21 protein-coding genes are annotated in these 20,181 nt (G+C 65.9%); 12 read left to right on the top strand and 9 right to left on the bottom strand.

Annotation, left to right across the window (positions count from 1 at the left end):
* The first annotated feature begins 40 nt into the window (after positions 1–40).
* Genes moxR1 through AC5Y7D_RS06605 form a run of 3 tightly spaced genes read left to right on the top strand, consistent with a single transcriptional unit; the run spans position 41 to position 3,142 of the window.
* Positions 41–1,162: a chaperone MoxR1 gene (moxR1, locus tag AC5Y7D_RS06615; protein ID WP_499922515.1), complete on the top strand. Its 1,122-nt coding sequence runs from the start codon at positions 41–43 to the stop codon at positions 1,160–1,162.
* Between the two features lie 32 nt (positions 1,163–1,194).
* Positions 1,195–2,106 carry a DUF58 domain-containing protein gene (locus tag AC5Y7D_RS06610; protein ID WP_499922684.1) on the top strand — a complete coding sequence of 304 codons (912 nt, stop codon included), beginning with the start codon at positions 1,195–1,197 and terminating at the stop codon, positions 2,104–2,106.
* Between the two features lie 28 nt (positions 2,107–2,134).
* The gene (locus tag AC5Y7D_RS06605; RefSeq protein ID WP_499922514.1) at positions 2,135–3,142 is read left to right on the top strand and encodes a VWA domain-containing protein; all 1,008 of its coding nucleotides are present in this window, start codon (positions 2,135–2,137) and stop codon (positions 3,140–3,142) included.
* 11 nt (positions 3,143–3,153) lie between these two features.
* On the opposite strand, the gene AC5Y7D_RS06600 is transcribed toward AC5Y7D_RS06605, so the two are convergent.
* The 5 genes from AC5Y7D_RS06600 to AC5Y7D_RS06580 form a co-directional block, all read right to left on the bottom strand.
* Positions 3,154–4,821 carry an Nramp family divalent metal transporter gene (locus tag AC5Y7D_RS06600; protein WP_499922683.1) on the bottom strand — a complete coding sequence of 556 codons (1,668 nt, stop codon included), beginning with the start codon at positions 4,819–4,821 and terminating at the stop codon, positions 3,154–3,156.
* Positions 4,822–4,846: 25 nt separating this feature from the next.
* A complete protein-coding gene (locus AC5Y7D_RS06595; RefSeq protein WP_499922513.1) occupies positions 4,847–6,193 on the bottom strand; it encodes a magnesium transporter MgtE N-terminal domain-containing protein in 1,347 nt (448 codons plus the stop codon).
* 188 nt (positions 6,194–6,381) lie between these two features.
* Positions 6,382–8,070, bottom strand: coding sequence for a cytochrome bc1 complex cytochrome b subunit (gene qcrB, locus AC5Y7D_RS06590; RefSeq protein ID WP_499922512.1), 1,689 nt, complete (start codon positions 8,068–8,070; stop codon positions 6,382–6,384).
* 161 nt (positions 8,071–8,231) lie between these two features.
* Positions 8,232–9,257: a beta-carotene 15,15'-dioxygenase, Brp/Blh family gene (locus AC5Y7D_RS06585; RefSeq protein ID WP_499922511.1), complete on the bottom strand. Its 1,026-nt coding sequence runs from the start codon at positions 9,255–9,257 to the stop codon at positions 8,232–8,234.
* Between the two features lie 40 nt (positions 9,258–9,297).
* Positions 9,298–10,188 carry a bacteriorhodopsin gene (locus AC5Y7D_RS06580; RefSeq protein ID WP_499922510.1) on the bottom strand — a complete coding sequence of 297 codons (891 nt, stop codon included), beginning with the start codon at positions 10,186–10,188 and terminating at the stop codon, positions 9,298–9,300.
* Between the two features lie 165 nt (positions 10,189–10,353).
* Between AC5Y7D_RS06580 and AC5Y7D_RS06575 the strand changes: the two genes are divergently transcribed.
* Genes AC5Y7D_RS06575 through AC5Y7D_RS06560 form a run of 4 tightly spaced genes read left to right on the top strand, consistent with a single transcriptional unit; the run spans position 10,354 to position 13,585 of the window.
* Positions 10,354–10,926, top strand: a complete 573-nt coding sequence (locus AC5Y7D_RS06575; protein WP_499922509.1) for a TetR/AcrR family transcriptional regulator — start codon at positions 10,354–10,356, stop codon at positions 10,924–10,926.
* A gap of 45 nt (positions 10,927–10,971) precedes the next feature.
* Positions 10,972–11,739 (top strand): 3-oxoacyl-ACP reductase FabG1, encoded by a 768-nt coding sequence (fabG1, locus tag AC5Y7D_RS06570; protein WP_499922508.1) that lies wholly within the window; start codon positions 10,972–10,974, stop codon positions 11,737–11,739.
* 28 nt (positions 11,740–11,767) lie between these two features.
* On the top strand, positions 11,768–12,577 hold the full coding sequence (inhA, locus tag AC5Y7D_RS06565; protein WP_499922507.1) for an NADH-dependent enoyl-ACP reductase InhA: 810 nt from the start codon (positions 11,768–11,770) through the stop codon (positions 12,575–12,577).
* A 6-nt stretch (positions 12,578–12,583) separates the two neighbouring features.
* Complete coding sequence (locus AC5Y7D_RS06560; RefSeq protein WP_499922506.1) at positions 12,584–13,585, top strand: ferrochelatase; 1,002 nt, start codon at positions 12,584–12,586, stop codon at positions 13,583–13,585.
* Here AC5Y7D_RS06560 and AC5Y7D_RS06555 read toward each other — a convergent pair.
* A complete protein-coding gene (locus AC5Y7D_RS06555; RefSeq protein ID WP_499922680.1) occupies positions 13,582–14,475 on the bottom strand; it encodes an Rv1486c family protein in 894 nt (297 codons plus the stop codon). The two genes, AC5Y7D_RS06560 and AC5Y7D_RS06555, sit on opposite strands and share 4 nt — an antisense overlap.
* 59 nt (positions 14,476–14,534) lie before the next feature.
* Between AC5Y7D_RS06555 and AC5Y7D_RS06550 the strand changes: the two genes are divergently transcribed.
* From AC5Y7D_RS06550 to AC5Y7D_RS06540, 3 genes are read left to right on the top strand one after another with little or no spacing between them, the layout of a single operon-like run.
* The gene (locus AC5Y7D_RS06550; RefSeq protein WP_499922505.1) at positions 14,535–14,969 is read left to right on the top strand and encodes an NfeD family protein; all 435 of its coding nucleotides are present in this window, start codon (positions 14,535–14,537) and stop codon (positions 14,967–14,969) included.
* 23 nt (positions 14,970–14,992) lie between these two features.
* Positions 14,993–16,135: an SPFH domain-containing protein gene (locus tag AC5Y7D_RS06545; RefSeq protein WP_499922504.1), complete on the top strand. Its 1,143-nt coding sequence runs from the start codon at positions 14,993–14,995 to the stop codon at positions 16,133–16,135.
* 26 nt (positions 16,136–16,161) lie between these two features.
* Positions 16,162–16,518, top strand: coding sequence for a DoxX family protein (locus tag AC5Y7D_RS06540; RefSeq protein ID WP_499922503.1), 357 nt, complete (start codon positions 16,162–16,164; stop codon positions 16,516–16,518).
* Here AC5Y7D_RS06540 and AC5Y7D_RS06535 read toward each other — a convergent pair.
* The 3 genes from AC5Y7D_RS06535 to AC5Y7D_RS06525 form a co-directional block, all read right to left on the bottom strand.
* Positions 16,515–16,988, bottom strand: a complete 474-nt coding sequence (locus AC5Y7D_RS06535) for a nitroreductase family deazaflavin-dependent oxidoreductase (RefSeq protein WP_499922502.1) — start codon at positions 16,986–16,988, stop codon at positions 16,515–16,517. The genes AC5Y7D_RS06540 and AC5Y7D_RS06535 overlap by 4 nt on opposite strands.
* Positions 16,989–17,071: 83 nt before the next feature.
* Positions 17,072–17,563 (bottom strand): hypothetical protein, encoded by a 492-nt coding sequence (locus AC5Y7D_RS06530; protein ID WP_499922501.1) that lies wholly within the window; start codon positions 17,561–17,563, stop codon positions 17,072–17,074.
* 73 nt (positions 17,564–17,636) lie between these two features.
* Positions 17,637–17,915 carry a hypothetical protein gene (locus AC5Y7D_RS06525; protein WP_499922500.1) on the bottom strand — a complete coding sequence of 93 codons (279 nt, stop codon included), beginning with the start codon at positions 17,913–17,915 and terminating at the stop codon, positions 17,637–17,639.
* 78 nt (positions 17,916–17,993) lie between these two features.
* Between AC5Y7D_RS06525 and AC5Y7D_RS06520 the strand changes: the two genes are divergently transcribed.
* Positions 17,994–18,704, top strand: coding sequence for a response regulator transcription factor (locus tag AC5Y7D_RS06520; protein ID WP_499922499.1), 711 nt, complete (start codon positions 17,994–17,996; stop codon positions 18,702–18,704).
* Positions 18,701–20,176, top strand: a complete 1,476-nt coding sequence (locus AC5Y7D_RS06515) for a HAMP domain-containing sensor histidine kinase (protein WP_499922498.1) — start codon at positions 18,701–18,703, stop codon at positions 20,174–20,176. The genes AC5Y7D_RS06520 and AC5Y7D_RS06515 overlap by 4 nt, the downstream gene beginning before the upstream one ends.
* Positions 20,177–20,181: the final 5 nt, after the last annotated feature.

Genomic DNA, 20,181 nt, shown 5'->3' with positions numbered 1-20,181 from the left:
TGACGGCAGTCGTGTCCAAATGAGCTCTGGAGGGTTATTGATGACAACGGCAGGTGGCGTTTACCCGGGCCAGGGTGCGCATGCGGGCCCACCTACCCAGGAGGCGCACGGCGGCGGCAGTGTCGGTGCTGACGGTCTGGCCGCTGAGGTCCACACCCTGGAGCGGGCCATCTTCGAGGTCAAGCGAATCATCGTGGGCCAGGACCAGCTGGTGGAGCGGATGCTGGTCGGCCTGCTCGCCAAGGGCCACGTGCTGCTGGAGGGTGTTCCCGGTGTCGCCAAGACCCTGGCGGTCGAGACCTTCGCGCGCGTGGTGGGCGGGACATTCGCCCGCATCCAATTCACGCCCGACCTGGTGCCCACCGACATCGTCGGTACCCGCATCTACCGTCAGGGCAAGGAGGAGTTCGATACCGAACTCGGCCCGGTAGTAGTCAACTTCCTGCTCGCCGACGAGATCAACCGGGCACCGGCCAAGGTCCAGTCGGCGTTGCTCGAAGTGATGGCCGAACGCCACGTCTCGATCGGCGGCAAGACCTTCCCGCTGCCCAATCCGTTCCTGGTGATGGCGACCCAGAACCCGATCGAACAAGAAGGTGTCTACCCGCTGCCCGAAGCGCAGCGTGACCGCTTCCTGTTCAAGATCAACGTCGGCTACCCGTCGCCCGAGGAGGAGCGGGAGATCATTTACCGGATGGGTGTCACGCCTCCTCAGCCCAAACAGATCCTCAACACCGGTGATCTGCTGCGTCTGCAGGGGGTCGCGGCCAACAGCTTCGTCCACCACGCGCTGGTCGACTATGTCGTCCGCATCGTGACGGCCACCCGGCACCCCGAGCAACTGGGCATGAACGACGTCAAGACGTGGATCGCGTTCGGCGCGTCGCCACGGGCCTCGCTGGGCATCATCGCCGCGGCGCGCGCGCTGGGCCTGGTACGCGGGCGCGACTACGTGATCCCGCAGGACATCATCGACGTCATTCCTGATGTGCTGCGCCACCGGCTGGTGCTCACCTACGACGCGCTGGCCGACGAGATCACCGCCGAGACCGTGATCAACCGCGTGCTGCAGACCGTCGCACTGCCGCAAGTGAATGCTGTTCCGCAGCAAGGACATTCGGTCGCACCGGTGATGCAGGGCGCCGCGGCGGGCGGTCGGTGACCGATAAAAAAGGGGTGCGTCATCCGCCCTCGATGATGCGCGGCACCATCGACGACCCGAAATTGTCGGCGGCGTTGCGCACCCTCGAGCTGACTATCAGCCGCAAGCTCGACGGCATCCTGCACGGGGATCACCTCGGTCTGATCCCGGGCCCGGGCAGTGAACCGGGGGAGTCGCGGATCTACCAGCCCGGTGATGACGTGCGCCGGATGGACTGGGCGGTGACGGCGCGTACCACACACCCGCACGTCCGGCAGATGATCGCGGACCGAGAGCTGGAAACCTGGCTGGTGGTCGATATGTCGGCCAGCCTGGACTTCGGCACCTCAGTCTGCGAGAAGCGAGACCTGGCGGTGGCGGCCGCAGCGGCCATCGCCTACCTCAACGTCGGCGGCGGTAACCGGCTGGGCGCGCTGATTTCCAACGGAGAGAACATGATTCGCGTTCCGGCCCGCTCGGGCCGAGAGCACGTGCACACCTTGCTGCGCGCCGTGGCGACCACGCCCAAGGCGCCGGTTGGCGTACGCGGCGACCTGTCCGCCGCCATCGACGCGCTGCGCCGGCCCGAACGGCGTCGCGGGATGGCGGTGATCATCAGCGACTTTCTCGGACCTATCAACTGGATGCGTCCGCTGCGGGCGATCGCGGCGCGTCATGAGGTGCTCGCCGTCGAGGTTCTCGATCCCCGTGATGTCGAGCTACCCGACATCGGCGACGTAGTGCTGCAGGACGCCGAATCCGGAGCGGTCCGCGAATTCACCATTGACGCGCAGTTGCAGTCCGATTTCGCCCGGGCTGCGGCGAAACATCGTGAGGACGTGGCCCGAACGATTCGCGGCTGCGGTGCGCCGCTGATGACGCTGCGCACCGACCGCGACTGGATCGCCGACATCGTCCGCTTCATCTCTTCCCGTCGGCGCGGTGCGATGGCGGGACGCCGGTGACGGATTTCTACAACATGACGGGTCTGCTATGACGTTGCCGTTGCTGGGGCCGATGTCGCTGTCCGGCTTCGAACACTCCTGGTTCTTCCTGTTCCTGTTGGTGGTGGCCGGGCTGATAGCCCTTTACGTCGTGCTGCAGCTGGCGCGGCAGCGGCGCATGCTGCGATTCGCGAATATGGAGTTGCTGGAAAGCGTTGCCCCCAAACGGCCTTCGAAGTGGCGGCACGTTCCGGCAATTTTGCTGACGGTGTCGCTGGTGCTGTTCACCATCGCGATGGCGGGGCCGACCAACGACGTCCGAATTCCGCGCAACCGCGCGGTGGTGATGCTGGTGATCGACGTCTCACAGTCCATGCGTGCCACGGACGTCGAGCCCAACCGGATGGCCGCCGCGCAGGAGGCGGCCAAACAGTTCGCCGGCGAACTGACTCCTGGGATCAACCTGGGCCTGATCGCCTACGCGGGTACCGCGACGGTACTGGTTCAGCCGACCACCAACCGGGAGGCGACCAAGGCCGCGCTGGACAAGCTGCAGTTCGCCGACCGCACCGCCACCGGTGAGGCCATATTCACCGCTCTGCAGGCCATCGCCACCGTCGGCGCGGTCATCGGCGGCGGCGACACACCTCCGCCGGCGCGCATCGTGTTGTTCTCCGACGGCAAAGAGACCATGCCGACCAACCCGGACAACCCCAAGGGTGCTTATACGGCCGCTCGTACTGCCAAGGACCAGGGCGTTCCGATCTCGACCATCTCCTTCGGCACCCCGTACGGCTTCGTCGAGATCAACGATCAGCGTCAGCCGGTGCCCGTGGACGACGAGACGATGAAGAAGGTCGCTCAACTCTCGGGTGGAAACTCCTACAACGCTGCCACTTTGGCTGAGCTCAAAGCGGTGTACTCGTCGCTGCAGCAGCAGATCGGCTACGAAACCATCAAGGGCGACGCGAGCACGGGCTGGCTGCGTCTCGGGGCGCTGGTGTTGGCGGTCGCCGCCGGAGCCGCGCTACTGATCAATCGTCGCCTGCCAACCTGAGCGGACCGCAGTCATCTGCTGCTGAGTTGGATAGCTTTGACCACCAGCAAGACGGCCCCGACAACGAGATAGCCGCGTAGGGCCAGCATGCCGAGCTTGGTGCCCGACGACCACGTCACCGGTTCCAGTAGCGTCAGCGGGGGCATGCGCCAGTGCATCTTGTCCACGTTTGCCCCGGCGGCGGGCAGGAGCGCCGGCGCGCGGTGGCGCCGATCGAGCCATTTGAGGGCACTCACTGCGGCGACGATGCCGAATACGATCGCACCCGCCAGATATTCGGAAACCGTCACCACGTCCAGATGCGGGAACAGGGTGGTAGCCATCAGGATTCCCGACAACAGCAGTAATACCGAGACGATGAAGCCCGCCACGATGTTCAGCCAGCGTTGGTTTACCCACGGGCCGAGTACTTCGCGGTCGTTGCACAGCAACAACAGGAAGACGCTGGCGCTGGGTAGCAGCAGGCCCGCCAGCGCTTGCACGGCGGTGGTGATCAAACCAAGGGGCGCGCCCGGGATCAGCACGATTGCCGCAGCTGCGGCGACCATAACGGTGTATGACAGGTAGAACGCTTTGGCCTCCCGGAATCCGCGGTGCAGCGAGTGTTTGAGACCGAACACGTCACCGAAGGCGTAACTGGTGGACAACGTGACCGCGGCCGCGCCGACGATCGATGCGTCGAGCAGCACGATCGCAAAGATCGGCCCGAGTATGCTGCCGTGCCGGCCGAGTAGATCTGCGACCGCACCCGCGTCGAGGAAACTTCCCGGCTCATCGGTCGAGCGTGCCGCCCAGTCCGCCGTCATCACCAATGCGGCTGCACCGACCACGACCACGAACGCTCCCAGCGTGGTGTCGACACGTTCATAGCTGATGAAGCGCGGGGTGATGCGTTTGTCGACGACGTTGGATTGTTGGAAGAACAATTGCCACGGTGCGACGGTCGTTCCGACGATCGCGATGATCAGCAGCACCGAATCGGAGCTGAGCCCGCCCTTGATGCCGGGGATCACGAAACCTCGAACCGCCGCTTCCCACTGCGGATGTGACATCAGCAGCATGGGGATTTGCAAAAGGGTGATCGCGATGAACACGAACATCGCACGCTCCCAGCGGCGGAAACTTCCCGAGGCCATGATCACCACCAGCGCGGCCGCTGCCGTCGGCACCACGACGTACTTCGAGATGCCGAAGTAGTTCGCGGCCAGGGTAACTCCGATGAACTCGGTCACGATGGTGAGAAAGTTCAGCAGGAAAAGATCACCGACCGAAAACCAGCCCCAGCCGCGGCCGAAGCGTTCATTGATCAACCGCGCGTGTCCCACTCCGGTGACGGCGCCGAGTCGGACCACCATCTCCTGGTTGACGATGAGCACCGGAATGAGCAGCAGCAGCACCCATAGCATGCTGTAGCCGTAGTTCTGACCGGCCTGTGTGTAGGTGGCGACGCCCCCGGCGTCGTTATCGCCGACCATCACGATTATTCCGGGACCAACGATCGCCAACAGCGTGAGCAACCGGGTCTTGAGCGTGCGCCCATGATCGGTGTCACCGAGCCGGATGCGGCCGAAGGCGCCCTCGATATCGCCCAGATGAGCACTGTCGAGAACTGCCGAACCGCTGGGAACGATAGGCGCGGCCGCGGAACCGCGCTCCCGCGCCGGGACGGCCGGTTGAATGTCGGTGCCGTGACCGCTGCCGCGCTCAGTCACGTGCGGATCCTCTCCGGTTGCTCAACTCCGCGTCGTCGGGCAGGACGTCGCGGATCGGGCGTGGATCCGGTTCGCGCCGCCGCCAGTCTTCCGGGATGATCGCCTCCAAGATGTCGTCGTAGGTGACCACGCCGAGAACCCGGTCGTGTTCGTCGACGACGGGGATGGCGACCAGGTTGTAGTCGGCCATCAGCAGCGCGATGTCCGTCACGTCCGCGTCCGGCGTGACCCGTACCGGGTCGAGGTCGAGCAATTCCGTGACTGGTGCGTCCGGTTCTGACTGCAGTAGCCGGATCACCGACACCACCCCGACCAGTTCGCCGGTCTCGGTGACGGCATGCAGCTTCAGCAACGCCTCAGGTTGCATCGTGCGGGCGCCGGCAAGGACCGACAGTGCTTGGCCTGCAGTGCAATCCGTTGTGCAGGAGGCCACGTCGACGCTCATCAACCCGCCGGCGGTGGCCGGGTTGAACCCCATCAGCGTGATCACTTTGGTGCGTTGGCCGGTTGGCAACAGATCGAGCACCCGGCGCCGCCGTGGCTGCCGCAAGTCGGCGATGGCGTCGGCCGCGTCATCGGCGCGCATCCGGGCGAGAACTCCGGCGACGTCAGCGTCGCTCATGTCGTTGAGGAATTTGTTGGCCATCTCCGGTTCGAGTTCCTCGAAGACGTCGGCTTCCAGCTCGGGATCGCTGTGGATGCGATCGAGGATCTCCCCACCTTCATGCCTGTCGGCGTCTTCCAAAAGGTCGGCGATCTGTGCCGGTCTGAGCTTGCCGACCCGGCCTTCGCTGAGTGGCTCCTGGCTGCCGTAGGGGTGTCCGATCAGTGGTTCGAACGCCTTCCAATCCCGGCTGGCGTGTCCGCTGCCGGCTTTGATCAGCCCGAACAGGCGGGCGGGACGGCGGGTGTCGACCCGGGCCAGCACCCAACCCGCCCTGGTCTTTTCCAGTTCCACGTCGTAGGCATGGACCAACTCCGCAGCCGGCACATCGATGAGCCGGTGATCGAGCAGATCGGCGCGAAGCAACACCTCGCCGGGGCGGCGCTCGAAGGCCCGCAGGTCCACTTTGTTCTTCGACAGCGCGATGCGATCGACGGCCCACTCGGTGATCTGTTCCCACGGTACGTAGACGCGGCGCCCACCGATACCGATGACCAGTCCGCTGACCGGCGGGTACACGTCGGTGCCCCGCAAGCGCACTACGACATCATCGACGCGACCCACCGTGTCACCCGATTTCGAGATCACGGGCCGGCCGAGCAGCTCGGACAAATGAATCACCCCGGGCGGGCTGGATACGCGACCGGTGTCTCCGTTCGATGTGGCTGCACACATGGCGACTCCTCAGCACGGAGGTTGGCGAACCTCACGAATTACAGGGTCCGCACAACGAGAAGATGAACAGCGTGCGACGTAGACCCTCACTGAGGAAGGACACCAGATTCACACGCCGGCCGTGGGTGGCGCAGCTCCGGGCTTGGGAGTGGCACCCGATGTCGCCAGAGGAACCGGCGAGCGACGGGTCAACGGTCGCTTGCCGACCCGATCTCCTTTTGGCCGTTGGGATGTTCGCCGTTGGTTCCGGCGCCGTTGGTTCCAGCGCCGTTGTGCCGTTCGCGTAGCGCGGTTAGCGCCCGCTGTTCGGTGGCGTGGCCGGCCACGCGCAGTGCCGCCGCCTCGGCCGGCGGATCGGCGAACAGGAAGCTGCCCTGGCCAGGTCGTCCGCCCATACCGAGTTTGTTCAGCCGCTTGGGAACTGGCGCGCCCTGGTATTCCAGCGGGAGCGGGTGGCCGTGATCGTCGACCGCACCGAGGGGTTGGTGCACCTCGATGTAGGCACCGTGGGGCAGCCGCTTGATGATGCCGGTCTCGATGCCGTGTTCGAGCACCGCGCGGTCGCTGCGCTGCAGGCTGATGCACCAGCGGTAGGTGATGAAGTAGACGATCGGTGGTAGGACCACCATCCCGATGCGCCCGATCCACGTCATCGCGTTCAGCGAGATGTGGAACTTGTAGGCGATGATGTCGTTGAACGACGAGAAAGTCAGCACGATGTAGAACGCGATCGCCATCGCTCCGATCGACGTTCTTACCGGTACATCGCGGGGGCGCTGCAGTAGATTGTGGTGCGCCCTATCGCCGGTGAACCGCTTCTCTAGGAACGGGTAGGCCACCAGCGCGCCCAGCATGACACCCATCAGCACTGCCACTGCGACCGCGGCAGGGATCGTGTAGTGCCCGATGTAGATCTCCCAAGCCGGCCACAGCCGAACCAGGCCGTCGGTCCACATCATGTAGAAGTCCGGCTGCGACCCCGCGGCAACCTGAGAAGGCTTGTAGGGACCCAGGTTCCAGATGGGATTGATCTGCAGCAGGCCACCCATCAAGCCCAGCACGCCGACGATCGCGGCGAAGAACGCGCCGGATTTGATCGCGAACACCGGCATCACCCGCACGCCGACCACATTGTGCTCGGTGCGGCGGGGTCCGGGGAACTGGGTGTGCTTCTGGAACCACACCAACGCCAGGTGCACGCCGATCAGTGCCAGCATGATCCCGGGAAACACCAGGATGTGGATGGCGTACAGGCGTGGAATGAGGATATTGCCGGGGAAGTCCCCGCCGAACAGTCCCCAGTGCAGCCAGGTGCCGATCACAGGTATTCCCAACGTGATTGACGACAGTGCCGCCCGCAGGCCGGTACCCGAGAGCAGGTCGTCGGGCAGCGAGTAGCCGAAGAAACCCTCGAACATGGCCAGGATCAATAGCAGCGACCCGATCACCCAGTTGGCTTCACGCGGGCGTCGGAATGCACCGGTGAAAAAGACCCGGGCCATGTGCACCATGATCGAGGCGGCGAACATCAAAGCGGCCCAGTGGTGGATCTGGCGCACGAACAACCCGCCCCGCACTTCGAACGAGATGTTCAACGCAGTCTCGTAGGCCCGGGACATTTCGACGCCGCGCAGCGGCTGATAGGCCCCGTTGTAGGTGACTTCCGACATCGACGGGTCGAAGAACAACGTGAGGTACACGCCGGTCAGCAGCAGCACGACGAAGCTGTAGAGCGCGATCTCGCCGAGCAGGAACGACCAGTGAGTCGGAAAGACTTTGTTCAGCTGACGCCGCAGCGCGGCCGACGGGTGGTAGCGGGTGTCGATCTCGTCGGCCTGGCGGGCCAATTTTGCCGCTGCGTCGATTCGGGGACTCATGTGATGTGCCAATCCGTCGCGGTGGTCGAGCCTGGGTGGGGAAGATCCGAGTCCGTGCGGTCGCGAATTAAGAACTACGGATAGTTACTAGACTAATTGTCCAATAGTGGATCAGCAATACATTTGTGGTCAGCGCGTCCATGATCACAGCTGGGTGCCTGCTACCTGGTGCGGGCTGCGGCTCGATCTAACGCCAGTACCACCAGCGCGTGTGGGACGGTGAGGGCCAACAGGAAACGCAGTGTGTCGGCAGCCACCACGGTCGAATCGGGGGTGGCCGTGGCGAACCAGACGAGCGCGGCCAGAGCGATCCATGCCGCGATGCTGGGTAGGGCTGCGAGGCGGATCAACCGAAGGGCCGCCGTCCCAGGACGGCCCGCCGTCACCAGCTCGGCGCACCTAGGCTCTTCGGTCAGGAGGCGAGCGCAGTGGCGCAGCGCGTGCCAGCCGCCGAACCAGACTGCGAACGCCATCACCGGCGGCACCAGCAGTCCCACGGCGCCCACGAGGAGAATGTCCCTGGCTACCGCGTAGTGACGTGCTCTCAGCGAGCCGATAATCGCGACCACCGCTGCCACTGCCCACGCGGCCAGTAAGCCTGCTCGGAGCGGCTCGCAGCCGATGACGGATGCAAGGGCTGGTGACACACTCGTCGCCACCGCTGCGAGCTGATCGCCGCAACGGGCCATCGGCAGAATCATTGCACCGCAGCCGGCAACGAGGATGGCGACGGCGGTGGGCGCCGACGGTCGCCAGCCGGCAAGGTGGTGGACCGCGTCGAGCTCGCCAAGGCCGAAATGCAGGACGCTGAGGGTAATCGCCGCGATTAGCGCGATCGGGTCGACCCACGTCAGCAACGCAAACGCAGCGGCTACTACGCATGCGTAGACGGCCGCCACGAGCACCATTGGTGAATTGCCGGCCAGCCGCGTGGCGATCACGTGGTCGGCCGCGCCATGCGGGACTCCGAGCGCGAAGCCGATCGCGGCAATCTGCACGGTGAGCGAATCGGGGATGGCGGGCAGTCCGATGATCCACCCGCTCGATAGGAGTGCGACGCCCAGAAGCAAACGCCTGGACCACGTCGCGGCGATCTGGCGCGGATCGACGGGGACCAGCCGCGACGGTATCGGAGCGCACTCCCCGGGAGTGGAGACCCGGGGAGTGCGCTCCCGATGGGGAAACACGCGAACCGCCTACTGAGCGGTTATCGCGGCCGCGGTCGCGTCAGCCCGTCGCGGCGGAGGAGCCGCTCCGACCGTGAGAGGCGCCCGCCGTGGTCGACCGGCTGCCGTTGACCTGCGCGACTGCAGACCCGTCACCGTGGGCACCCTCTTCAAGTGCGAAGCCGGGATCGTCGGCTTGGGACTTCAGGCGTGCGATCTTGTAGACCAACAGACCGTAGAGGCACTTCGCCAAGATGTCGGCGACGGAGTAGCCCCCCTGCTTGATCACCCACGCGGACGCTCCGGACCCGGCGGCGTAGAGCGGAATGATGTAGGCGATGGGGTAGACGCCCCACGTGGCCAGCAGCAGAAAGCGAATGCCGCTGACCGTGCTCCGCACGGCGGCAGGCTGACGGTCCAGCGAGCGGGTCAGCTCGACGAACAACACGTAGAGGATGTAGAGGAAGGGGATTGTGGACAGCAGGCCGAACGCATTGCGCACGGCGTTGCTGTCGCTAATCTCTCCGGGATAACCCAGCCCGATCATCAGAGCTGACGACGGGATGAGCCGGTATAAGAGCGAATTCTGCAGCTTGCGGGCCAGTGCCAGTACCACGACGAGTTCCGTCAACAGCAGCGGCACGGTCAGGAACCAGTCGACGTATCGGTAGGCCTCGTTGAACGACACCCCGGTGGCTTGCACGTAGGTGCCATGTCCGCCCTGCGCGGTGGTGACGAAGGCCGCCTTGAACGAGTCGAAGATGCGAAAGTAGTGGTAGGCCGCGATTCCGCACACGATCGCAGAGATCACTACCGCCTGCCGGTAGCGCGCCAGGACCCGTCCCTGGGTGGCGAGCAGGAAGATCGCAGTGAACAGCTGGGCCGCGATCGAGAAGGAGAGGAAGTTGTAAACGGTGTCGAATTGAGAGTGGGTCAGTTCTTTCGGGATCATCGTTGAACCTTCGAACTTGGTGGGCTGTTAACAGTCGGATCGTACAATAGTGAACAATCTATACACTAGTGTGCGAGTGGAAAACTTTAGGTCGGGCGTTTCGCACAGTAGATTCGGGACACCTGTGACTTGCCGTCGACGGACGCAGCGGGGAAGGATGTGTCGATGCCTGCTGGTCGCGGCCGCCAAGCGGAGCAGACCAACGAAGATGCCCGGATCCTCCGGACTCGGGCCGATGTCGCGCGAACGGCCTTCGACGTGCTGGTCAGCGAGGGCTCTGACGCTCTGACCCATGCCCACGTCGCCGAGAGGTCAGGTTATTCCAAGACCACCCTGTACAAGCATTGGCCGACCAGGTTCGACCTTGCCGCCACAGCGCTGCAGGCTCTGGGTGAAGTCAGACACCACCAGCCCACCGGCGACCTGCGCGCCGACCTGATCGGCGAACTCACGGCGTTCCGCCAGGCCGTGCTTGACCACCGACTCGACCACGTCCTGTCCGCGATGGCCCAGTGGGCGACCGACGACATGATGAGACAGCTACGGCACCAGATCAACACCGAGGGCCAACGCACCATCCGCACCATTCTGCAGGCGGCCTTCGAGGGGGCGGAACTGGAAGCGGCCATATCCATGCTCTCGGGCGTGGTGGCGTGCCCCTCGGTGATGTTCGGCGCCGTGCCCGAAGACGAGGTCATCGAGGCGGCGGTGGACATGGTCGTGCGCAACGCGAGCTGACGGCCCAATTTCGGCGCGATCGCGGCAAGGCGCTAGGTTGACGGGGTGACTGAGACAGCCACCGATACCTCCGGCGAGGCTGCCACCGACGGCGGCAAACCCTCTTTCGTGTCCCGTTCAGTCCTGGTCACCGGTGGAAACCGGGGGATCGGCCTGGCGATCGCCCAACGACTGGCCGCCGACGGCCACAAGGTGGCCGTGACGCATCGCGGATCCGGCGCGCCCGAAGGGCTGTTCTCCGTCGAGTGTGACGTCACCGACAGCGACGCCGTCGATCGCGCCTTCAAAGAGGTCGAAGAGCACCAGGGTCCGGTCGAGGTGCTGGTGTCCAACGCCGGGGTGTCTGCCGACGCTTTCCTGATCAGAATGACCGAGGAGAGGTTCGAGAAGGTCATCGACGCCAACCTGACCGGCGCGTTCCGGGTGGCGCAGCGGGCGGCACGCAGCATGCAGCGCAAGAAGTTCGGCCGGATGATCTTTATCGGATCGGTGTCCGGCAGCTGGGGCATCGGCAACCAGGCCAACTACGCCGCGTCCAAGGCCGGCGTGATCGGCATGGCGCGATCCATCGCCCGCGAGTTGTCGAAGGTCAACGTGACGGCCAACGTGGTGGCCCCGGGCTACATCGACACCGATATGACCCGCGCGCTGGACGAAAGGATCCAGGAGGGGGCTTTACAATTCATCCCGGCCAAGCGGGTCGGCACCGCCGCCGAGGTTGCCGGGGTGGTCAGCTTCCTGGCGTCCGAGGACGCGAGTTACATCTCCGGCGCGGTCATTCCGGTCGACGGCGGCATGGGTATGGGCCACTGATCTACATCAACACAAGGACGGACAGGGTATGACAGGACTGCTCGAAGGCAAACGGATCCTGGTCTCCGGGATCATCACCGATTCGTCGATCGCGTTCCACATCGCCAAAGTCGCTCAGGAGCAGGGTGCTTCGCTGGTGCTGACCGGGTTCGACCGGCTTCGGCTGATCCAGCGCATCGTGGACCGGCTGCCGGAGAAGGCTCCGTTGATCGAGCTGGACGTGCAGAACGAGGAGCATCTGGACAGCCTGGCCACCCGGGTGACCGAGGTCATCGGGGAGGGCAACAAGCTCGACGGCGTGGTGCACTCGATCGGGTTCATGCCCCAGAGCGGAATGGGTATCAACCCGTTCTTCGACGCGCCCTACGAGGACGTCGCCAAGGGCATCCACATCTCGGCATACTCATACGCCTCGCTGGCAAAGGCGTTGCTGCCGATCATGAACCCCGGCGGTGGCATCGTCGGCATGGACTTCGACCCCAGCCGCGCGATGCCGGCCTACAACTGGATGACGGTCGCCAAGAGCGCGCTGGAGTCGGTCAACCGGTTCGTCGCGCGCGAGGCCGGAAAATACGGTGTGCGCTCGAATCTGGTTGCTGCGGGCCCGATCCGGACACTGGCCATGGCGGCGATCGTCGGTGGTGCGCTCGGCGACGAGGCGGGCGCCCAGATCCAGCTGCTCGAGGAAGGCTGGGACCAGCGTGCTCCGATCGGCTGGAACATGAAGGACCCCACCCCCGTCGCCAAGACAGTGTGCGCGCTGTTGTCTGAGTGGCTGCCGGCCACAACGGGCGACATCATCTACGCCGACGGTGGCGCACACACCCAATTACTCTAGGTGGCAATGCAATTCGACGCGATTCTGCTGCTGTCGTTCGGCGGGCCGGAAGGGCCCGAGCAGGTTCGTCCATTTCTGGAGAATGTCACCCGTGGAAGGAACGTGCCTGCCGAGCGCCTGGATGACGTCGCGCAGCACTACCTGCACTTTGGCGGTGTGTCGCCGATCAATGGCATCAATCGGGCGTTGATCACCGAACTGCGCAAGCAGCAAGACCTGCCGGTGTACTTCGGCAACCGCAATTGGGCGCCCTACCTCGAGGACACCGTTGCAGACATGCGCGACAACGGTGTCCGTCGCGCAGCGACTTTCACCACCTCGGCGTGGAGTGGCTATTCCAGCTGTACCCAGTACGTCGAGGACATCGCCCGGGCCAGGCTGGCGGCCGGCCCGGGTGCACCGGAGCTGGTGAAGCTCAGGACGTACTTCGACCACCCGCTGTTCATCGACATGTTCGCCGAGGCGGTCGCGACGGCCGCGCAGACCGTGCCGAAGGACGCTCGACTGGTCTTCACCGCGCATTCCATCCCCACCGCCGCTGACCAGCGGTGCGGACCTAACCTGTACAGCCGCCAGGTCGGCTATGCCGCAAGGCTTGTCGCTTCAGCTGCCGGGTACGCCGATCATGACCTGGTGTGGCAGTCGCGCTCCGGCCCGCCGCAGGTGCCCTGGCTGGAGCCTGATGTGGGCGACCACCTCACGTCGCTGGCCGAAGCGGGTAACACGGCCGTGATCGTCTGTCCCATCGGCTTTGTCGCCGACCATATCGAGGTGGTGTGGGATCTCGATCACGAGTTGCGGCTGCAGGCCGACGAACTGGGCATCGCATTCGCGAGGGTCGGCACACCCAACGCCGACCCTCGATTCGCCGGGCTGGCAATCGATTTGATCGACGAGCTGCGCCAGGGTCGCAAGCCCGCGCGGGTCGCCGGCCCGGGCCCAGTGCCGGGATGTCTGGCCAGTGTCGACGGCACTCCGTGCCGTCCGCCGCACTGCGCGGCCGGCTAGTCCGCCCACGCAGAATGCAGGATGGCGTCGACGGCGGCCATGCGCGCCGAGCGCACCACAGCGGTCAACGGCCGTAGTGCGTCGGTCGCGATCTGGCCTTCCGAAGACGACTGCGTACCAATGAGTTCCGGCGCGCCGGTCATCGAGTCAGGCAGCCGGCTCAGGCCTGCACTGACAGCGATGATCGCATCGACGTGGGCCGCGTTCTCCAGTACCCGCAGTGCGCGCGTCGGGGCATGATCGGGAACTCGATGTTGCCGCAGCGATTCCAGCAACTGCTCGACGAGTTCGCGCGGATTGTCCACGCCACCCGCCGATCCCAGTCCCATTGCACCCAGAGCATCCGCGGCTGAGCGAACCGCCGACCGCAGCTCGTATTCGGCGCCGCCCAGATCGTGGTAATCGAATGCCGGAGCGCCGGGCAACGAGTACACCATCCAGGTGAGCGCGCACAGTTCAGGCTGGCCGTAATCGCTGTCGTCGGTATCGCTATAGGTGAAATCGGGGACGAGCCCGATCGCGGTCTGCGGCGCGGTCGGATTGCTGATGATCACCGCTTCTCCGGCGGCCAGCGCGTCCTGTGCGAACTGGGTGCCGGCAAAGAGTCCGCGTACGTCTCCAGGTACCGGTAGCACCACGTTGATGGTGCCGCGCAGGGACGACGGGGAACGGCCGATCGCCCCCCGTAATGTCTGCAGCAGAGATACCGTTCCGGCGTCATTCACGTCCGGCCACGGCAGCCCCGTGTGGCCGGCCGCGACTGCATCATACGCGGCCACCGATTGCTTTGGCGCCCATAGTGATAACGCGTCCAAGACATCGTCGGGCGCGGCCTTGCCTGCGAGCCAGGCGTTGGCCCACATCGACAGCGAAACACTCGGGCACCACATGATCTCGCAGTGTAGTTGTTCGCCGCCGTCCAGGTGGATCACGCGCGTATTCTGAGCCCATGCCCGTCGCGCTGATCTGGCTCATCGCCGCGTTGGTGCTCGTCGGTGCGGAGGCCCTGACCGGGGACATGTTTCTGCTGATGCTCGGCGGCGGCGCACTGGCGGCATCGGGTGTCAGCTGGCTGGTCGATTGGCCGGTCTGGGCGGACGGACTGGTGTTTCTGATCGTCTCAGTGCTGTTGCTGGCGCTGGTTCGCCCGGCCTTGCGGCGCCGGCTCACCCCGTCGAAGGGACCGGTGTTGGGCGTCAAGGCCTTGGAGGGCAAGAGCGCCCTGGTGCTCGACCGGGTAGCCCACGATGCCGGCCAGGTGAAGCTGGACGGGCAGGTCTGGACCGCGCGCCCACTCAACGAGTGCGACGTATATGAGCCCGGCCAGTCGGTCACCGTCGTGCACATCGACGGGGCCACCGCGGTGGTCTTCAAGAACGCGTAGCTGGTTTCGAGAAAGGAATCCCGGTGGAAGGTGCCGTTGCCGGCCTGGTCTTCCTGGCCGTTCTGGTGATATTCGCGATCATCGTCGTGGCCAAGTCGGTCGCGTTGATACCGCAGGCCGAGGCCGCGGTGATCGAGCGCCTGGGCCGCTACAGCCGCACGGTCAGCGGTCAGCTGACGTTGCTGGTGCCGTTCATCGACCGCATCCGGGCGCGGGTGGATCTGCGCGAACGGGTGGTGTCGTTCCCGCCGCAACCAGTCATCACCGAGGACAACCTGACGCTGAACATCGACACCGTCGTCTACTTCCAGGTCACCGTGCCGCAGGCAGCGGTCTACGAGATCAGCAACTACATCGTGGGGGTGGAGCAGCTGACCACCACCACGCTGCGCAATGTGGTGGGTGGCATGACCCTCGAACAGACCCTGACATCGCGTGACCAGATCAACGCCCAGCTACGTGGCGTGCTTGACGAGGCGACCGGCCGGTGGGGCCTGCGGGTGGCCCGGGTCGAGTTGCGCAGCATCGACCCGCCGCCCTCGATCCAGGCGTCAATGGAAAAGCAGATGAAGGCCGACCGCGAGAAGCGCGCGATGATCCTGACCGCCGAGGGCACCCGCCAAGCAGCGATCATGCAGGCGGAGGGTCAGAAGGCTTCGCAGATCCTGGCCGCCGAGGGTGCCAAGCAGGCCGCGATCCTGTCCGCCGAGGCGGATCGCCAGTCGCGGGTGCTGCGCGCCCAGGGTGAGCGTGCCGCCGCGTATCTGCGGGCACAGGGTCAGGCCAAGGCCATCGAGAAGACGTTCGCCGCGATCAAGGCGGGGCGGCCGACCCCGGAGATGCTGGCCTATCAGTACCTGCAGACGCTGCCGGAGATGGCACGCGGTGACGCCAACAAGGTGTGGGTGGTGCCCAGCGATTTCAACGCCGCGCTGCAGGGATTCACCCGCATGCTCGGCAAGCCCGGCGAGGACGGGGTGTTCCGCTTCGAACCGTCCCCGGTCGACGAACCGCCCCGACACGCTGCCGACACTGACGACGCCGATGTCGCGGACTGGTTCTCCACCGAAACCGACCCCACGGTCGCGCAGGCCGTGGCCAAGGCCGAGGCGATAGCGAACAAGCCGGTGGAGCGCCTGGGCGCGCCGCCGGAATTGCATCAATAGGATTGCCGGATGAGAAGGATTGCCGGATGAGCACTTTGACTTCACCGAAGACCTACGCGGCGCTGGCGACATTCCATGCCGTCGACGCGGTCGCATGCGCCGTCCAGGTACCCCCCATCCGAAAGGTGTTGGATACCGTCGAAGTTCCCGACAATGTGCGACCGGTCCTGCCGGTGGTCAAGGCCGCGGCGGCGGTGGGGCTGGCGTCGGTAAATCGGTTCCCGGGACTGGCCAGGCTGACCACCGCGATGTTGACGGTGTACTTCGTGCTGGCCGTTGGTGCCCACATCCGGGTACGTGACAAGGTGGCCAATGCGGCTCCGGCGGCGCTGTTTCTGGCGCTGTTCGCGGCGATGACGGCCAAGGGGCCGGAGGACCGTTAGTCCAACGACAGCTCGACCATCGGAATTGGGGCGCCGGTGTCGGTGATCGGCGCGACGAGGGTCTCTTCGAGGATCTTCCTGAACGTCGCCCACGCCCGGGGGTGGCCGGTCCGGTATGTGGCCAGCACCCGGTCGACCTCTTCCTGGCCCAGGATGCGTGCGGTCGCCGCGGCGGGCGCGCGGCTGCCGACGTAAACCCGCACCCGCGGGTGGGCTTCAATGTTGCGAAACCACTGGGCTTTTCGGCCGAATCCGGACGGGACGACGTAGCTGCCGGGCATGGGACGGTCGACAATCTCCAGCACCACGTATCGGAGCCGGCCCGACTTGCGGCCGATGTGCTCGAGCATCAACGTGCGAGACCCGAAGAGGGCGCCGGCCCGGATCCTGTAGATCCAGATCGGGGCCCGCACCACATGGCGCGAGCGCAGCAAGCGGGCGCCGGCGCGAGCGAACGTGTCAGATGTCATGTGTGTCCTCCCTGATTTGAGAGTGCCACCCATGACATGCCGATGTCGCGAGGGTGGTGTCATGCCACCCTCGCGACAACTGACTACCGCGGGGGAGTGGGCGACGCGCTCGGGTTCCCCGACGGTGGCGTCGGTGGCTGGCCCGGCTGCGGCGGCTGCTGTCCCGGGACACCGCCTGGTCCCATGGGCAGCGGACCACCCGGGAATGGCGCCCGCAATCCGGGGCCTCCTGGACCCATCGGCGGCGGTGCGATGCCCAAGGGGCCTTTCGGACCAGCCATCGGGCCGCCGGGTCCGCCCGGCGGCGGGAACCCGAAGTGCGATACGCCAGGCGGGCCGAATCCCGGAGCGGGCGGTGGTGGTGTGGGCCCGAACCCGAACGCCATGATCAGAAACGCCGCGCCAGCTGTGAAGACGGCGCCGACAAGTCCGCCGAGGATGCCGGCGCCTACCACCACGCGCGTGGAATGGCGGGGTTGCGGCGCTATCACCGGTGCGACGGGCGGCGTCGCGGTGGGTGGGGTCGGGGGTGTGGCAATCGAGGGATCAGTGGTAGCGGTGTCGTCGGAGGTCATGCGACTCCTCACGTCGTGTGAACTGTTGCAGTCGCGACGGTAGGAGCCGAAATTGAAGTGGACCTGAAGAAATTCAGGGCAGACCGGGAGGCAGCGGCGGCCGGCTCGGGAGCAGACTCGCCGGCGTAGAGGTCGGACCGACACTGGATAGCGCCGGAGGAGGTGTCGGCGGCGTCGTCGAGAACTGCGGATACGGCGGCGGCGGCAGTTCGACGCGGACGGTGAAGACCAGGCCGGTCACCGCGAATGCGGCTGCCGCGCCGAGTGCCACGCCCGCCAGTCCCGCGCCGATCAGCGCGCCGAAGGGATAGCGCCGCGCTGGCGCTGGGAGGCTGGTGCCATCGGAAGCCATACGGGGATTGTGCGCCGCCGCAGCGAAATGCGGCGGCAAATGTGCGGGGCGGTCGCGGTCGAGATTAAGAATGGGGGCATGACGGACAGTCGTTCGGCGACGGACCAGTTCAGTGTTGGCACGCCGCGTGTGCTGGTGGTCGAAGACTCCGAAACCATCCGCGAGATGGTCAGCGAGGCGTTGGCTGATGTCGGCTACCACACCGACACCCGTTGCGATGGTGAGGGATTGGAGCAGGCGTTGGCCGGCTTGCGGCCTGACCTGGTGGTGCTCGACGTCATGTTGCCGGGCCGGGACGGATTCGAGCTCATCGACGTGGTCCGGGAGTACGGCGATGTCGGGATCGTGTTAATCACCGCGCGAGACGCATTGCCGGACCGGTTGCGCGGCCTCGACGGCGGCGCCGACGACTACGTCGTCAAGCCGTTCGAACTCGCCGAACTCGTGTCACGAGTGGGCGCTGTGCTGCGGCGGCGGGGACGGCTGCCCACGGTAGTTCAGTTCGGCGACGTGATCCTGGACGTAGACGCCGGGGTCGCGGCGCGCGACGGCCACCAGTTGGACCTGACCGCCACCGAACTGCGGTTGCTGGAGTTCCTGCTCGAACAGCGCGGCCGGATTGTCAGCGCCAACCAGATCCTCAGGGCCGTGTGGGGTTACGACGCGTACGACGCCAATTTAGTACAGGTGCACGTCAGCAGCCTGCGGCGCAAACTCGAGGCGCACGGCCCGCGCATCGTGCAGACGGTGCGCGGAATCGGGTACCGATTGCAGCCGCACCGCTCATGACGAGCGAACCGGGCACCCCCACCCCGTCCCTGCAGCGCCGGGTGTTGCTGCTGGTGCTGGCATTGCTGGCGGTCCTGCTGGCGGTGCTCGGGGTGACGATCGACGTGAGCCTGGGAATGCAGGCGCGCCGCAGTCTGCACGACCGGCTATTGGCCGCCACGTCCCGGGCCGACGCTCTGGTCGCAGCCAACACCCCGCCCGATCTGCTGGCCGCTGAGCTGAACGGCGGCACCGTGCGCGCGTTGGTGGTGCTGGCCGATGGCGCCACTTACGGCGATCCCGGCATCAGCCCCGACATCAAAGCGGGGTCCGTGGTTCCGCCTCCCGGTTTTCCGCCGCCGCCCGGTCACCCGCCCGGGCCGATGCCGATCCCGCCTTCTGGTCCACCGACTGGGCCCCCACCGTTGCCTCCGCCCCCGCCCGGTCCGCCCCCCGACGGCAGCGCGACCGTAGTGGTGCACCCGCTGCCCGACGGTGCCCGGCTGATTCTGGTTGCGGACACGACCCAAACCACCCAAGTGACTCGGCAACTCCGGCAACTGATGATCGGTGCGGGTCTGGTGACGCTCGTGGTGGCAGCGCTGTTGCTGATCGCCGTGAGCAAGACGGCGCTGCGGCCGCTGGACCGGTTGACCACTCTGGCCAGGGACATCGCCACGGGTGACCGGGGCCGGCGCCTGCGCCCATCCCGCACAGACACCGAATTAGGGCGCGCGGCAAGCGCTTTCGACTCTATGCTGGACGCGCTGGAGGACTCCGAACTACGGGCACAACAGGCGGCGGCTGCCGCGCAGCGCGCGGAGGCCGCGACCCGGCAGTTCCTGGTGGACGCCGCTCACGAATTACGCACGCCGATTGCGGGGATGCAAGCGGCCGCTGAACAGCTCGCCGCCCACGAGAGCGATTCGGAGTCGAGCGCCCAGTACCGTCGGGCCAGCCTGTTGCAATCCGATGCCCGCCGCGCGGGCCGGCTGGTGACCGACATGCTGGATCTGAGCCGCATTGACGCGGGGCTGGCGCTGGACGTCCAAGACACCGACCTGGCCGCCATCGTTGACGCGGAGGCACACCGGGCCGCCATGCTGGCGCCGCAGTTGTCGATCGTGCGCACCGGACTGGACCAGCTGACGGTCCAGGCGGATCCGACGCGGGTTGCGCAGATTCTGTCCAATCTGCTGGACAACGCCCGCCGGCACACACCGGCCGACGGGACGGTGACGATCGATGTGAGCAGCGACTCCGCGGCGGCGAAGGTGACGGTCACCGACACCGGTCCGGGTATTGCCGACGACGAGCGCTTCCGCATCTTCGAGCGGTTGGTGCGCCTGGACGCGGGGCGCGCCCGCGATCACGGCGGCGCCGGGCTGGGCCTGCCGATCGCCCGCGCGCTGGCCCGAGCGCACGGTGGTGATCTGGTGTGCCTGGTGCATGACGGAGGCGCGAAATTTCGTCTGAGTCTGCTGGTCCGCTGAGGCCG

The sequence above is a fragment of the Mycobacterium sp. NGS49 genome, from assembly GCF_059812565.1.
The sequence above is the reverse complement of the archived record's forward strand: the minus strand, read 5'-3'. Positions and strand labels throughout refer to the sequence as shown.

Coding starts and splice junctions, on each gene's coding strand:
- AC5Y7D_RS06610 (WP_499922684.1), top strand. CDS start 1,195: ATGATGCGCGGCACCATCGACGACCCGAAATTGTCGGCGGCGTTGCGC.
- inhA (WP_499922507.1), top strand. CDS start 11,768: ATGACAGGACTGCTCGAAGGCAAACGGATCCTGGTCTCCGGGATCATC.
- AC5Y7D_RS06580 (WP_499922510.1), bottom strand. CDS start 10,188: ATGATCCCGAAAGAACTGACCCACTCTCAATTCGACACCGTTTACAAC.
- AC5Y7D_RS06550 (WP_499922505.1), top strand. CDS start 14,535: ATGCCCGTCGCGCTGATCTGGCTCATCGCCGCGTTGGTGCTCGTCGGT.
- AC5Y7D_RS06605 (WP_499922514.1), top strand. CDS start 2,135: ATGACGTTGCCGTTGCTGGGGCCGATGTCGCTGTCCGGCTTCGAACAC.
- AC5Y7D_RS06540 (WP_499922503.1), top strand. CDS start 16,162: ATGAGCACTTTGACTTCACCGAAGACCTACGCGGCGCTGGCGACATTC.
- moxR1 (WP_499922515.1), top strand. CDS start 41: ATGACAACGGCAGGTGGCGTTTACCCGGGCCAGGGTGCGCATGCGGGC.
- AC5Y7D_RS06520 (WP_499922499.1), top strand. CDS start 17,994: ATGACGGACAGTCGTTCGGCGACGGACCAGTTCAGTGTTGGCACGCCG.
- AC5Y7D_RS06535 (WP_499922502.1), bottom strand. CDS start 16,988: ATGACATCTGACACGTTCGCTCGCGCCGGCGCCCGCTTGCTGCGCTCG.
- AC5Y7D_RS06555 (WP_499922680.1), bottom strand. CDS start 14,475: ATGTGGTGCCCGAGTGTTTCGCTGTCGATGTGGGCCAACGCCTGGCTC.
- qcrB (WP_499922512.1), bottom strand. CDS start 8,070: ATGAGTCCCCGAATCGACGCAGCGGCAAAATTGGCCCGCCAGGCCGAC.
- AC5Y7D_RS06515 (WP_499922498.1), top strand. CDS start 18,701: ATGACGAGCGAACCGGGCACCCCCACCCCGTCCCTGCAGCGCCGGGTG.
- AC5Y7D_RS06560 (WP_499922506.1), top strand. CDS start 12,584: ATGCAATTCGACGCGATTCTGCTGCTGTCGTTCGGCGGGCCGGAAGGG.
- AC5Y7D_RS06530 (WP_499922501.1), bottom strand. CDS start 17,563: ATGACCTCCGACGACACCGCTACCACTGATCCCTCGATTGCCACACCC.
- AC5Y7D_RS06595 (WP_499922513.1), bottom strand. CDS start 6,193: ATGTGTGCAGCCACATCGAACGGAGACACCGGTCGCGTATCCAGCCCG.
- AC5Y7D_RS06525 (WP_499922500.1), bottom strand. CDS start 17,915: ATGGCTTCCGATGGCACCAGCCTCCCAGCGCCAGCGCGGCGCTATCCC.
- AC5Y7D_RS06575 (WP_499922509.1), top strand. CDS start 10,354: ATGCCTGCTGGTCGCGGCCGCCAAGCGGAGCAGACCAACGAAGATGCC.